The sequence below is a fragment of the Methylobacterium sp. HJ2 genome, from assembly GCF_056431005.1.
On the sequence record NZ_JBWJYM010000013.1, the window covers coordinates 84438 to 98374 of the forward strand.

13 protein-coding genes and 3 pseudogenes are annotated in these 13937 nt (G+C 63.3%); 11 read left to right on the forward strand and 5 right to left on the reverse strand.

Annotation, left to right across the window (positions count from 1 at the left end; translation table 11 throughout):
• The first annotated feature begins 39 nt into the window (after positions 1-39).
• From ACS5RC_RS24630 to ACS5RC_RS24660, 7 genes are all read left to right on the forward strand, one after another.
• Positions 40-657 (forward strand): hypothetical protein, encoded by a 618-nt coding sequence (locus ACS5RC_RS24630; RefSeq protein WP_478346562.1) that lies wholly within the window; start codon positions 40-42, stop codon positions 655-657.
• 13 nt (positions 658-670) lie between these two features.
• Positions 671-922, forward strand: a complete 252-nt coding sequence (locus ACS5RC_RS24635; protein WP_478346563.1) for a DNA-binding protein — start codon at positions 671-673, stop codon at positions 920-922.
• A complete protein-coding gene (locus ACS5RC_RS24640) occupies positions 919-1173 on the forward strand; it encodes a DUF6074 family protein (protein WP_478346564.1) in 255 nt (84 codons plus the stop codon). Before ACS5RC_RS24635 ends, ACS5RC_RS24640 begins: the two co-directional genes overlap by 4 nt.
• An 831-nt stretch (positions 1174-2004) precedes the next feature.
• Positions 2005-2139, forward strand: coding sequence for a hypothetical protein (locus ACS5RC_RS24645; protein WP_478346565.1), 135 nt, complete (start codon positions 2005-2007; stop codon positions 2137-2139).
• Between the two features lie 401 nt (positions 2140-2540).
• Positions 2541-2669 carry a hypothetical protein gene (locus ACS5RC_RS24650; RefSeq protein WP_478346566.1) on the forward strand — a complete coding sequence of 43 codons (129 nt, stop codon included), beginning with the start codon at positions 2541-2543 and terminating at the stop codon, positions 2667-2669.
• Positions 2670-2697: 28 nt separating this feature from the next.
• A complete protein-coding gene (locus ACS5RC_RS24655) occupies positions 2698-3084 on the forward strand; it encodes a hypothetical protein (RefSeq protein ID WP_478346567.1) in 387 nt (128 codons plus the stop codon).
• Between the two features lie 228 nt (positions 3085-3312).
• A complete protein-coding gene (locus ACS5RC_RS24660) occupies positions 3313-3435 on the forward strand; it encodes a hypothetical protein (RefSeq protein ID WP_478346568.1) in 123 nt (40 codons plus the stop codon).
• 381 nt (positions 3436-3816) lie between these two features.
• On the opposite strand, the gene ACS5RC_RS24665 is transcribed toward ACS5RC_RS24660, so the two are convergent.
• Positions 3817-4179, reverse strand: a complete 363-nt coding sequence (locus ACS5RC_RS24665) for a 4-fold beta flower protein (RefSeq protein WP_478346569.1) — start codon at positions 4177-4179, stop codon at positions 3817-3819.
• A 603-nt stretch (positions 4180-4782) separates the two neighbouring features.
• Between ACS5RC_RS24665 and ACS5RC_RS24670 the strand changes: the two genes are divergently transcribed.
• The 4 genes and pseudogenes from ACS5RC_RS24670 to ACS5RC_RS24685 all read left to right on the forward strand — a co-directional run bounded on the left by ACS5RC_RS24670 (position 4783) and on the right by ACS5RC_RS24685 (position 9669).
• Entirely contained in the window at positions 4783-5184 is a 402-nt protein-coding gene (locus ACS5RC_RS24670) for a hypothetical protein (RefSeq protein ID WP_478346570.1), read from the forward strand.
• Positions 5185-5238: 54 nt separating this feature from the next.
• Positions 5239-5477, forward strand: a pseudogene (locus ACS5RC_RS24675) (hypothetical protein); the annotation flags it as partial.
• Positions 5478-5490: 13 nt separating this feature from the next.
• Positions 5491-6624 (forward strand): AI-2E family transporter, encoded by a 1134-nt coding sequence (locus ACS5RC_RS24680; protein ID WP_478346571.1) that lies wholly within the window; start codon positions 5491-5493, stop codon positions 6622-6624.
• A gap of 516 nt (positions 6625-7140) precedes the next feature.
• A complete protein-coding gene (locus ACS5RC_RS24685; protein WP_478346572.1) occupies positions 7141-9669 on the forward strand; it encodes a PAS domain S-box protein in 2529 nt (842 codons plus the stop codon).
• 470 nt (positions 9670-10139) lie between these two features.
• On the opposite strand, the pseudogene ACS5RC_RS24690 reads toward ACS5RC_RS24685, so the two are convergent.
• The 4 genes and pseudogenes from ACS5RC_RS24690 to ACS5RC_RS24705 form a co-directional block, all read right to left on the reverse strand.
• Positions 10140-11435 (reverse strand): annotated as a pseudogene (locus ACS5RC_RS24690) (ATP-binding protein); the annotation flags it as partial.
• A gap of 279 nt (positions 11436-11714) precedes the next feature.
• A pseudogene (locus ACS5RC_RS24695) lies at positions 11715-12515 on the reverse strand (PAS domain-containing protein); the annotation flags it as partial.
• Between the two features lie 71 nt (positions 12516-12586).
• The gene (locus ACS5RC_RS24700) at positions 12587-13129 is read right to left on the reverse strand and encodes a chemotaxis protein CheX (protein ID WP_478346573.1); all 543 of its coding nucleotides are present in this window, start codon (positions 13127-13129) and stop codon (positions 12587-12589) included.
• 95 nt (positions 13130-13224) lie between these two features.
• Positions 13225-13608, reverse strand: a complete 384-nt coding sequence (locus ACS5RC_RS24705) for a response regulator transcription factor (RefSeq protein ID WP_478346574.1) — start codon at positions 13606-13608, stop codon at positions 13225-13227.
• Between the last annotated feature and the right edge of the window lie 329 nt (positions 13609-13937).

Here is a 13937-nt window from a genome sequence, read left to right on the forward strand (position 1 = left end):
CAACCCGTCGTGTCTATAACACACGACGAGGCAAGGTTCATGGCGTCGATAGGTCAGCTCGTCAGAGTTGTTGCGGAAGTATCCGGGCTCGATGAGAGTAGCGTAAAACTTATCGCTCGCTATGTGCGAGAAGAAGGTCGCATTGCACAGGAGTCGACTGGCGCAGGTGCGGCCAAGATGTCTTCGAACGATGCATCTGCATTACTGATAGCAGTAAACGGGGCCTCTCTTGCGAAAGATGCCGTTAAAAGCATTAGGGACTTCGGATGCTTGAGGCAGACCGTGGTGACGGACTTTAAAAACGCGTCTGCGGAAGTCGCACTTGTTGCAGGTCAGCTGAAGGACCAAAAACAATTCGGAGATGCACTAGCAAAATTGGTCGACGCTGCAATCCCTGATCACAAGGGCATCTCCTATTTTCGTGTAGGGAATAAGAAAAAGAAAATCAGGGTGTTTGTGCAGTTTGACAAACCGATCATCTCTGCTTCGATTTTCGTCGGCGCAGACAAAGGTGCAAGCGAAGCGGAAGATATGTTTTCATCCGTAGCGTTTTTTTACGGCGATAATAAACCGCTTAAAGGTGTAATAGACCGAAAAGTTCGGACGGTTATTACAGACAATACCATAACGGCTGTCGCAAACGTTTTAGCTAAGTAGCAAGGAGCATCCAATGATCAAAGATGAAGCGCGCCTGTCCGGCGCGAACGATACCGCCTTGCCTGAAGACCCGGTAATTGTGGGCGCCGAGAACATCGCGGTGGCGATCTATGGCGATGTTGAGGGTCGCCGCGAGGGCAATATCCGACGCATCTATCACGCCATCTCGAAAAAGGAGCTCCCGACCTTTCGGCTTGGCGGTCGCGTGCATGCTCGGCGCAGCACAATCATGGCTTGGATCGAGCGGCAGGAGAGCGCGGCATGAGCGCCATTGTCCTCCCATTCCCTCGCTCACGGGATCGCCGGTTCATCCGCCGGCATGCAAGCCATATGGCGACTGCCTCCACTGCAGCGAAGGCCGAGGCGCACCTGCAGCGTCAGCTTCAGATACAGCGGGAAACGCTCCAGCGCCGCGGAGTGGTGCCGGAGCTCATCTCGGCCGAACTCACGGCCGTTGAGGGTCACATTAGGGCGGCTTGCTGGACGCTGCTGCTGGCAGATGGCGGTGCCGCGTGACCGAGCACCTGACGCGGCGAAGAGCCGATGCCACTGGCAGATCGACTGGAAAGCTTGCGGACTCGAAATTCCGCAAGATGAACTCTCCTCCTCCCAATGAAGCATGGATTTGGCTGACTCAAGCCATCCTCGAAAGCCCCGCTTGGCGAGCCCTATCAGGAGCGGGGCAAAGGGTAGTTTGCCGGATCGCGCTCGAGCATATGGCACATGGCGGCTCACAGAACGGCGACCTTCCGGTTACATGGGCGGACTTCGAAGCCTATGGGATCGGATCAGCTTCGGTTTTGCCCGCGCTTGAGGAAGCCATCGCTGTTGGCCTGATCCAGCGCACAGATCCAGGCCACAAGGCATTTGGCAGCCACAAGGGACGCCCAGCTCGATACCGGCTCTGTTGGCTTCCAACGCATGACGGCGAACCGCCTGTCGAAAGCTGGCGACGATTCACGTCTCTTGCAGATGCGAGGAAGGTGGCCGCTACGGCGCGCCGGACAGTCGAGGAAAACCGCGAACTCACCCGCGAGCAAGTGTCCGGAACGGGAAAGGCCAGACGGAAAATCGCTGTTCGGTGAGCAGGCTGCAGGATTTTTGCCCACCCCTAAATCCGAAGTGCTTCCACCCCTAAATCCGAAGCGAAAAGGCCATCCACCACCCCTAATCTAGCGGTGGAAACAGGCCAAATCTCCACCCCTAAACTGTGGGGACTCTAAATATCTTGGCCCCCCTGCGTGCCGTGGACAGCGCGACGGACACGGAGGCGGCCTCTCCGACATACCGAGATCAACCGCCAAGTGGCGGCTGTGCGGCCCGGCGCAATCCGGAGGAGGACGAACTATGTCTGAAAATGAAAATGACGGCCTGCACCGTGTGGCGAGCGGCGTGGTGCATCCCGCCGTCGCACTTACGGCACACATGGCCCATCGCCTCTATGCAGCCCGCGTCGACGCGATCACTGCGGAAGAATTCTAGGATTAATTCAACTCGACCGCGGCCAAAGAGGATTGGCGCGAGCACGGAATTACCCTGCGAGTCGCTGCGCTCATGGTGGCGACAGCGCTTCACCTGCAGTCGGCTCTCGGTCAGGCGACCGCTCTTGCTTCCGCAAGCTCGCCATCGGACCCCGCAATGGCACAGACTTCGGCGCACGCTCAGCGGATTTCCACGCTCGCCATAGCGCTCAGCAAGGTCGCGGATCAATTCGGCGGCGCCCAGCACGCTTGAAGCAAAACGGCCCGGGTCAGCGCCGGCCAGCGCCCCCGGGCCTAACCGAACCCCCGCAGAGGAAATCCAGCATGGACACGAATAGCACGGCTCAGGCAGCCCCGCACGCTCATGCGCAAGCGGGACCGGTCACTCTCACGATCGCCGCCATGCGGGCCGCGGATCCGGACAGAGCGGCATTCCAAGAGCTCCGCGCCTCGCTGCTGCAGCGGATCGCCGACGATCTCACGCGGCTTGATCGCCTCGACCAGCTCGGCAGCCGCCTGGCGCTCCGCTGAACCGCAATTTCCAATTCGAGGTAGCACCATGACGAAATTGAAGCGGCGCCTGCGGGAATACCCCGGCATGGCCGAGAGACCGCCGCAGACCATCCGGGGCGGCTTCATGATCGCCTGTCGGGATCCGAAAACCGGCATGCTGATCAAGGTGGGAAGCAAGCCCTTCGAGCACGGCAGCTTCGCAGAAGCGGAGGCTCAGGCCCGCGTCCTGGCTGAGATCTACAAGCAGGAATTCAGCGTCTTCGTACAGGTGGCATCGGCTCTGCCGCCGGAGACCGATGACGTCGCCACGGCATCCATTGCCGTCCCGGCAACTGCCCCCATTACGGAGCCTGAGCCTGTCCGAGAGCCCATGCGCCGTCCACCCGTCGTTGTTGAGCGCCGCGCCAAGCGTCGCCTGATCCAGGGAGCCTGAGCGATGATGAAGATCCGATCAGCTCATGATCCTCGAAGGCCTTGGAACTCAGACGGCAGCCCAGAACAGGAATGGGCTGTCGCCGAGATCGAGGCGCTCCGGGCTTTCCACGAGATCACCAGCCGAGCCGAACTCTCAGCCCTGTCGGTCGCTGCGTACCGCGGACCGCTTGAATTAGCCCGCCGAATGCGACGTACTGAGTTCGGCACACCTAAGCAGCCCAGGCCTATGACCTTCGCTGATTACTGGAGCCACCTCTACGGCGAGGGAGCGGGCTTCGGAGACGCATATCCGACGGCCTACGTCTACGGGTTCCAAGCGATCGCCCCTTACGTGGCTTCCCTGCACTGACGGCTCACCTCGAATTAGCGCTCGCTCGTCAATCCGAGCGAGCGTCCTGAATTAATCGAAGCTCATCCAATTAGATTTGTCGAAGGTCTCAGGCGCCAATGGAGTCCAATCGGAGAGCCATGGGACGGACCACAATTTATGTGCTATCCTGACTGTGCGCTGTGTGGAGTTTTAGTGTGCCATGCCCCTTTGAAATCTATTCGCTCAGAATTCACCTCGGGTCACTTATTCGATCTGGTCCCGGTGTCGTGTTCCGTCGCTTGCCAAATGGCGATCCGGCCGGAACGTTCGGCGACATCGAAGCAGCCGTCCTTTGGCTGGCGAGTCGCAACGCCGAGGCGCCACTGAGGTCTACGAAGCAGAGCCCCTCTCAGTGTTAGGCTACGAGTTCAGCCACTCTTCGAAGCTGAGATGCGACCAGCCTCCAGTTGGCGTCATAGGCATCAAAGGTCTCCGTGGTGTCAGCGGCCGCATGGGTCTGCCAGGTGTCACCGGCCTCATCGGAGCCATCGGCCAACTGGAGATTCCTCGAGCGGTGACCCGAGCTGAGGAGCTCCAGGCAACCGGACGGCCGTTCCTGTCCATGCAAGTCAATAGGTCGACACAGCCCAGCCAATTGCTCGCCTCCATAGACCAAGCATGGTCACCCGCAATGAAGGCGACAGGGACCATTTCCAAGCTCCACACAAAGCCCTTTCCAATCCAGGCAACGTGGTCGCATCCCGGTGTGAAAAGCGGATCCAAATCTGCCCCTCTCGCTAGGTGCGATCAGCCTACCAACCTTTCGCAGAGGGCGGCAACGGAGTGCTTCAGAGGATGCAGCGGAGCATGCCTGCTTAAGGCTGGGATTTCACGAAGGGAGGGGGCGGGCAAAACTTCAGGCATTCGCCGGGCGTCCACCGCACATGGTCCCGTTCATAGGACTCGCGCGCGCGCCAAGAAGAAAAACTCCAGGGCTTCACATAGCCGATCAGCGTCAGTTTCACTCCGCAGTTGCATATTCGGAGCAGTAAAAATGTCCAAATCTCGAAGTCAGAAAACCCCTGAAAACCCTCCAATCGCGAAATCCAAGGGTGGTCGCCCCACGCGCGCCGAGACCCTCCGGCGCAGAGCGATGATCTGCGGTGTGAATCCAGATTGGATCGATCCTCTACGGATCCTGGCAGGACTGGCGATCGACCAAACGGCGCCTGCCGCCGCTCGTATCGCGGCCTGCCGGGTGCTGCTGCAGAACTCCGGTCGGCTCCTTCCCGTGCCAGCCCCTCAGCCGGCTGATGACACAGTGTTGGAGGACGATCCGCTGACACGACGAGCCCTGGCGTTGATGGCGGCGCGTGGAGGCTTTCAATGAACAGCAATGTCCCCATGCCAGTTGTTGGCTTCCACCGCGGCGTGAAGATCCACGGCCTTCAACCGCAAGAGCGTATCGAGACCGTGGTGAAGCCCGAGATCGATGAGGTGTACGCGATGGCGGCTGCCGAGGACTTGGCCGCCTATGCCGAGGACGCCAGCCATTCGCCTGAGAGCCGCCTATTTGCCGCTGCCAGAGTTGAGGCGCTCTGGCAGTTGGCCGCTGAAGGCCGGGCCATCCGGCCGCGCATCAATCTAGATCGACTTCGCGCAGCCACAGCCGGCATCGACTGCCTGAATTGGGTGAACCCGGCCCGGTATGGCGCCCTGTTCGATCTGTATCGGGCTGTTAAGCGTGAGCGAGAACTAACCGAAGACGAACTGAGGCCGCAACCGTGAGCCGCCTGAATCTCTCCGATGCGACTGAGTCAGCGCTTCAGCGCGTCCGAGTGCACGCTGGGAGCGCCCATCGGCTTCATGACCAGGATCTGGCTGTCCAAGACGGTTGTGGTGCTCGGGTCCGAACTTGTGCCTTGATGGAGCACCAGACCGCACGAGACACCGCGGTCGGCAGCCAGAAGCCGTGCGGTGCACGGCAGGCGCGGATGGCCAACACCGTGGGCGCGTCCAGCCGAGGCGGGGAACCCGGAGGCGGCGTCAGCACGTTCACCCGCAGCGCATTGATAGGGTGAAGGTGGTCCGAACATGGATAGACCAGAGAACAACGTCTGGCGGTTCGAGGCCGGACCGGCCCGCCCGCTGCCAGGACCCTCTCGCGAGCCGCCGAGCCCCACATCGCAGCGCGTGGCCCGTATCGCGCTCGTGCTTACCCTTTCATCGCTGGGCCTCTACGTCCTCCACCGCTTTCTGCCAGCACTGATCTGGGGAGCCATCTTGGTCATCGCGCTCTGGCCGCTTTACCGCCGAGCCGAGCAGCGCTTCCCACCCAGCCGTCACAACTTGCTGCTGCCAGCCCTCTTCACAGTGCTGGTGGCTCTGGTGTTCCTGATCCCCTTCCTCGTGCTGGCAGTCGAAGCCGCGCACGAGGCGCACGCGCTGCTGGAGTACAGCCGCAGCGTCGAGCAGTCTGGCATCCCCGTGCCCGAGATCGTCTCACGCCTGCCCTACGGAGCAGGAGCAGTTACGAACTGGTGGAACGACAACCTTGCCCATGCGGGCTGGTCTCACGCGCTCCTGGAGCGGTTCAACACCTCATCGGTGCGCGAACTGGGCCGCACAGCTGCCGGGCAGGTGCTCCACCGGCTAATCCTCTTCGGCTTCACGCTCGTGACGTTGTTCTTCCTGTTCCGCGACGGGCGCACGGTGCGTGAGCAGAGCTTGACAGCCTGCAACAAGCTGTTCGGGCCTCGCGGCGAGCGTGTGGCTCGTCAGATGGTCGCCTCCGTGCACGGGACCGTCGACGGTCTGGTGCTGGTGGGCATTGGGGAGGGCTTCCTTCTAGGGTTGGTTTACTACTTTGCTGGTGTGCCCCACCCCATTCTGCTAGGGGCGCTCACAGCCATTGCCGCAATGATCCCGTTTGCCGCGCCCGTGGTCTTCGGAGCCGCTGGGCTGATCCTGTTCGCGCAAGGCTCGGCGGTGGCTGGCGCAATAGTCATCGCTGTAGGCTTCGTCGTGACCTTCGTGGCCGACCATTTCGTGCGCCCGGCGCTGATTGGCGGGACGACGCGCCTCCCCTTCCTGCTGGTGCTCCTCGGTATCTTGGGCGGCGTCGAAACGCTTGGCCTGCTTGGGCTCTTCCTCGGGCCTGCTGTTATGGCGGCTTTGGTCCTACTCTGGCGCGAGTTCACCGAGGGTGATCCCATACCGATCGCATGAGGGCACATCGGTGGCGTGTCCAAGGTCCAGAAGTGGAAGGAGCAAGCGCAGGAAGCTGCGCTGACGCAAGTCCCCTTCTGAGAAGCCGCGAGCTGTAGCTGAGCGGCCGAAATGGCCGCATTCCGGCCGGGCGCTCATGGCGAGCCGGCGTCCGCTTCCGAGATACCGCCGAAGGTCGCTGAACGGCCGAAATGGAGCGCCAAGCCGAACGTCCGGTTCTATGCGCGCTGGCGAACCGGCGTGGCGTAGTCTGGCCGAAAACGGCTCGTCCGCTTTGGAGTGCGACAAAGCGAAAAGCGGACGGCCTTCCCCCGACCCGGCCGCTCAGGTCGCCATTGCCGCTTCCCGAAAGCGGCCATTCGTCAGTAGTCCGGCCAAGCTCAGTTGGTCGCGTGGCGCGCGTTCGCTTTTCCGGTTAGGAGCGGCCGGTACAGGCACTCTGGCCTCTGCACCATCGGATCGCTCACCACATAACTGCAAGGAGAGGGGCCGGGGCTTCTTTCTAAGGTTGAGGGCATGGACGAGCAAAATCAGCAGGAAGGCGAAGACGCGTCGCATACCAAAGTCGAGCGTGACCGCGCGCGCATCAAGTCCGAGATAGCCGGCACGGACGGGGGCATCGATCCGTTCGCCGCCGCCGTGCGGGCGACCCGCATGCCGATGATCGTCACGGACCCGAACCAGCCCGACAATCCCATTGTCTTCGCCAACAACTCGTTCTGTCGGTTGACCGGCTACGACCACCAGGAAATCGTCGGCCGCAACTGCCGCTTCCTGCAAGGGCCGGAAACCGATCCGGCGACCGTGACGCTAATCCGCGAAGCCGTCGCCGCGCCACGCGCGATTGAAATCGAAATCCGCAATCACAAGAAGGACGGCACGCCGTTCTGGAACCGGCTGCTGATGGCACCGGTCCGGGACGCCAAAGGCGACCTCGCCTATTTCTTCGCGAGCCAGCTCGACGTGACCCTGGAGCGGGAACGCCTCGCCGCCCTCGAAGGCGAAAACGCCTTCTTGACCGCCGAGCGCGAGGCCAACCAGCTCCGGCTCAATTTGAGCGAGGAAGCCTTGCGCCTGGCGACCGAGGCCGCCGAAATCGGAACCTGGGACCTCGACCTCACGACCGGCGTGCTCACTTGGCCGCCGCGCACCAAGGCCATGTTCGGCATTTCGCCGGATGTGCCGTGCAGCATGCAGGACTTCTATGACGGCCTGCATCCGGACGACTACGACGCCACCGCCGAGGCATTCGCGACGGCGCTCGACCCCGACAAGCGGTCCACCTACGACGTCGAATACCGCACCATCGGGCGGGAGGACAGTATCGTCCGCTGGGTCGCGGCCAAGGGCAAAGGCATCTTCGACCGATCCGGCCGCTGCATCCGGGCCATCGGCACCGCCATCGACGTCACCGCGCGTAAGGAGACCGAGTCAAGACTGCTGCGTAGCGAGGCCGAGCTGAAGGAGTTGAATGCGGGGCTTGAACGCGAAGTCGCCAAGCGCACCGCCGAAATGCGGCTCTATGGCGATATCGTCCAGTCGAGCGCCGCGCCCATCTGTGCGTTTGATACGAGCTACCGGCTGATCGCCTTCAACCAGGCCCATAGCGACGAATTTTACCGGATTTTCGGCCACCGCGTTCAGTTGGGTGAGGTGTTTCCCGACCTGTTTCCCCCGGACCAGGCACCGATCATGCGGGGGTTCATGGCGCGGGCGCTGACGGGCGAGAGCTATACGATCACGGAAGAGTTCGGCGATCCCGATCTAGCCAAACCCGCTTGGGAGGTCACCTATTCGCCGCTGCGCAACTCCGAAGGCGAAATCATCGGCGCGTTCCACTTCGCCAAGGATATTTCCAGCCGGCTGCGGTCGGAAGCAGAGCTTGCCGTCACGCAGGACGCTCTCCGGCAGGCGCAGAAGATGGAGGCGGTCGGGCAATTGACTGGGGGCCTTGCGCACGACTTCAACAACCTGCTGGCCGTGATCTCCGGCAGCCTCGAACTGCTGGAGCTGCGGATCTTGCAGGGACGGCTCAACGACATCGCCAAGTTCGCCTCCGCCGCGCAGACAGCCGCCAAGCGAGCCTCGTCCCTGACACACCGTCTGCTTGCCTTCTCCCGCCGCCAGACGCTCGACCCCAAGCCGACCGAGGTCAACCAGCTCGTGAAGGGCATGGACGAGCTGATCCGGCGCACAGTCGGCCCGGCCATAACAGTCGAGGTTGTTGCGGCCGGCGGCCTCTGGACCACGCTCGTCGATCCGCACCAGCTCGAAAACGCCCTGCTAAACCTCTGCATCAACGCCCGCGACGCGATGCCGGACGGCGGCAGTCTCACGATCGAGACCGGCAACCGCTGGCTCGACAAGCGCGCCGCCCGCGAGCGCGATTTGCCGGAAGGCCAATATGTTTCCCTGTGCGTCAGCGACACCGGCACGGGCATGCCGCCCGACGTGATCGCTCGCGCCTTCGAGCCTTTCTTTACGACCAAACCCACTGGCCAAGGAACCGGCCTCGGCCTGTCGATGATCTACGGCTTCGCGCGGCAGTCGGGCGGGCAGGTTCGCATCTACTCCGAAGCTGGGCAGGGGGCCATGATATGCCTCTACCTGCCCCGTCATTACGGGAAAAACACTGAAAACGAGGACGCTGTCAGCATCCCACCGCCGCGCGCCGACAAGGGTGAAACCGTCCTGATCGTCGATGACGAAGCGGCCGTCCGCATGCTCATCATCGAAGTCTTGGGCGACCTCGGCTACAACGCGCTTGAAGCCGTCGACGGCCCGACCGCTATGCGCATCCTGGAGTCGGATATCAGCATCGACCTGTTGATGACGGATGTCGGCCTACCGAATGGTATGAACGGCCGCCAGATCGCCGATGCCGCTCGGATGCTGCGGCCCGCGCTCAAGGTCATCTTCATCACCGGCTACGCCGAGAACGCCGCCATTGGGCATGGCCATCTCGATCCCGGTATGGCCGTCGTCACCAAGCCTTTCGCCATGGACGCCCTGGCCGTCCGCATCAAGGACGTGCTCTCAGAGTAGCAACTTCTCCGACATTTGTGAGAAGATCCACGCCACATCTCCCTCACCGTTTGGCCCTACCTGTGGTCAGGTCCAAGCTTCGGGGTCGTCCGTCATCGAGAACATCAGACCTTGTGGACGATCGCCCGCTGCCGAGAACAGCGCAGCTGGGGAGTCTACTTTTCCATATCACCGCCTAGAGGCGGACCGGCAGAGAATCAACCATCTTAGACGTTCAGGCGAAGGATCCGTTGCGGCAGATGCTGGCCGAAACCGGTCCGTCCGCGTCCGGCGTTCAAGACGAAGAAGCAGACCATTGTTGCCGCCCGTGCCCTCGTCTCAATGCGACTCGTTGCGGATCTTCCGCCCGGCGGATTCGGATGTCCGCTTGGAAGGCGAAGCAGACCTGAAAGCGGCCGCCATGACATCAGCATGTCATGGCCCGTTAGCATTAGGCTTCTGTGCTACTCGGCCCGTGCACAGACAGACGATCAAGCTTCTATGATCGAGCGGATCTTGCTGGCCAATACCTCCACCGGAAAGGGCTTGGTGATCATCTGCATACCCGGTTCGAGATGGCCGGCCCCGAAGGCGGCGTTCTCCGCGTAGCCGGTCATGAACAACACCTTGAGACCGGGCCGGCCGATGCGGGCCTGATCGGCGAGCTGGCGCCCGTTCAGGCCGGGCAGCCCGACGTCCGTGACGAGGAGGTCGATCCGTGCGTCCGACTGCAGGATGCGCAGGCCAGACGGACCGTCGGGCGCCTCCCGCGTGGCGTAGCCGAGTTCGGCCAGGACCTCGACGACCAGGGTGCGCACGGTATCGTCGTCCTCGACCACGAGGACCGTCTCGCCATGTTCAGCACGCGGCGTCTCGCGCCCGGTCGCGCCGGGTTCCTCCACCTCGCCGTAATAGCGGGGGAGGTAGAGCTTCACCGAGGTGCCCTTGCCGGTCTCGGAATAGATCTTAACGTTGCCCTCGGACTGCTTGGCGAAGCCGTAGATCATGCTCAGGCCAAGCCCGGTGCCCTGGCCAATCGGCTTCGTCGTGAAGAACGGGTCAAACGCTCGCGCAATAACCTCCGGCGGCATCCCGCTGCCGGTGTCGGTGACGCAGACGCAGACATACTGCCCAGCCCGCACCCCGACCTCGCGAGCAACGTAGGCGTCGTCTAGGAATGAGTTAGCCGTCTCGATGATGAGCCGCCCTCCATCCGGCATCGCGTCGCGCGCGTTGATGGCGAGATTGAGTATGGCGTTCTCCAACTGGTTCGGGTCGCACAGCGTCAGCCAAAGGCCACCCGCCACGACCACTTCCAAGCGGACGCGCTCGCCCAGCGTGCGGCGCAGCAGGTCGTCCATCGAGCCCACCAGCCGGTTCACGTCCACGGCCTTCGCCTCCAGCGGCTGCTGGCGCGAGAACGCCAGCAGGCGATGGGTGAGCGCCGCCGCACGCTGTGCCGAGGCCATGGCGAGGCCGGCGTATCGGGTCAGGTTCTCGGTCCGCCCCTCGTTGATGCGGGTCTGCATCAGGTCGAGCGATCCAACGATGCCGGTGAGCAGGTTGTTGAAATCGTGCGCAATGCCGCCGGTGAGTTGCCCGACGGCCTCCATCTTCTGGGATTGGCGCAGCTGCTCCTCGGCCTGCTCGCGTTCCGCGATGGCCTCGCGGACGCGGGCCTCCAGCGTATCGTTCATCTCGCGCAGGGCGACCTCGGACGCCTTGGTGGCCGTGATGTCGTAGACCACGCCGACGTGACGCATCTCCGCCGAGGCGTCGTCGCGCACAGCCTCGCCGCGCCTGGCGAGCCAGCGCATCTCACCGGTGTCCGCCATCCGAACGTACATTTCCGCATAGAGAAGCTCACCGGACCCCCCCAAGCTCGGGTCGAGCAAGGGGCCGCCCTCGCAGACGAGGGCGTTCACCGCGCTTACCGCCAAGGTCTCGGCCGGTACGATGCCGAGCAGGCTGCAGAACTGGGGCGACACCGCGACGGTGGCAAAGCCCGGTACGTACTCGAAAGTGCCGATCCGGCCGGCGGTCTGAGCGATGCGCAGCCGCTCCTCGACGCGCTTCTGCTCGGTGATCTCGACCAGGACCCCGGTGAAGCGCAACGGGCTGCCGTCCGCGCCGTATGCGCAGCGGCCCCGGGCATGGACCCAACGGATCGCGCCATCCGACGCCTGCAGACGATATTCTCGGTCGAATATCTCGGCGCCGTTCAGGATGCCGCTAACCGCCAGTCGCACACGCGTCCGGTCCTGTGGGTGGACGCGATTGAAGAAGGCGCCGGTTGGCACTCCGACTGCGCCGACGTCCTGCTCGATGCCGTTGAGGAGCGCGAAGCGGTCGTCGACGTGGAGCCGCTTGCCCGGGATGTCCCAATCCCAGGTCCCTGCGACCCCCGCGGCCGTGAGGGTGATCTTTAATTGCCGCTGGGCGTCGGCGAGACGCCGCTCGATGCCGGCCTGACGTTCCGCCGCGACCTGTCCCTGACGCGCGAGCGTGACGTCGACCTGAGAGGCGAAAAAGTTCAAGAGTTCGCCGGCCTCATCGAAGACCGGGCTGAGGTAGAGCTCGTTCCAGAATGTCGAGCCGTCCTTGCGGTAGTTGAGGAGTTGAACCTTCACCTCCTTCCGACCGGCCATCGCGCCCCGGACCTGGGCCAGGGCGGCAGGGTCGGTATCGGGGCCTTGGAGGAACCGGCAGTTGCGCCCGAGCACCTCGCCGGCCGAGTAGCCGGTCAAGGCGAGGAAGGCTGGATTGGCGAAGACGATGGGGTTATCGGGGAGGCGCGGATCGGTCACGACCATAGGCTGGGGGGTGCGTTCGAACGCGGCGATGAATGGCCCCGCTGTGCCGCGCATCTCCTCCGCCGCTCCGCTCAGGGAAGCGGACGTACGTCCCGGCCCGCGAACCTCGTCGTCGGTCGGATGGGTCACGACTCGGTCTCACCGATGGCCCGCTCGACGAACTCATCGATCAGGACCTTCAGGCTTTCCAGCGACGGCAGGTCCATCAGCATGGCGATGTACCCTCGGATGTCGCGCTCGCGCACCGCGAAGTTGATGTACAGGAACAAAACCAGAGAATCGGCTTCCTCTTCGCCGGTCGGCCGGAAGATCCGCGGACCGTCGCCCCTCATGACCTCCGGCAGCGACATCGTCAGGGTCCGCTGCAGCAGGTTAGCCATCGTCGCGAGGCAGCCGTTCAGGATGACGTTTCCGGTCTCGGTGAGCGCCTCGTCCTCCAGCTCCGCCACCTCGTCCGCGGACAGTTCCTCGCCGGCCACTGCCCGGACGAGCTCGCGCCCGTTTTCCTGCGGGAAGATCAGGAGGGCGCGGCCGGCGAAGGCGCCGGTGAAATCCTGCTGAATGACGACGAGCTCGGACGCCTCCCGCTCCCCGATCATGCGCGCAGCCTCGGCCCGGGACACGATCTCCACGGCCGGCACCGACAGCAGCACCTGAACGCCGATCATCTTGCGTAGGCTGGCGGCGGCCTTGCTGACGCCGATGTTGACGAGCTCGGTGAAGGCGTCGCGCTGCAGTTCGGTGAGATCGACTGTGGCTGACGTCACGAGGCCGCCCTGCGCAGCCTGAGCGCGGCACCCGACAGGAAGCCGGCGAGCGCCTCCTCGGTGAGCGGCTTCGCAAGGAAGGTGGCGTCGACGCTGCGGGCGCGCGCGATGATCTCGTCCTGGATGTTGGCCGAAACGACGGCGATGGGCATGTTGGGTTTCGCTGCGCGTAGGTCCGCGGCGAGTTCGAGGCCGTCCTTTCCGGGCATGTTGAAGTCGAGCAGCGCCACGTCGACCTGACGGTCCCCCATGACGGACATCGCCAGGTCGGCGTTGGCCGCCTCCACCACCTCCCAGTCCGGCCTGAGCTGGCGCAGGAGCTTGGCGACCACGAGGCGCGCGAGCTTGCTGTCGTCGACGATGAGGACGATAGTCGGCATGGAAAGCGATGCTGGTTGGATTGCGCGCGATACGCTCGGATGCGTGGCGGGAAAATCCTTTATGCGCTTGGGTCGTCGCTGGGCAAAGCCGTAAGTGTCAGCGACGCCACTTTATCCTGGCCGGAACGGGGTCAGCCAACGGTCGACGAACGGGTCGCCGCAAGTTCCTAGCACGCTGGGCCGCAGCCGGAGCAGGACTTGATACACCGCGGTGTGCATGCGGGTGCAGGCGGTCCAGTCCACCGAGGCGGCGCGGTCTTCGAGGATGAGCAGGGCGAGCGTCTCGGCGTCCTCGACCGGGCAGACCCCTTCCAGGCGTATGGGCGCTC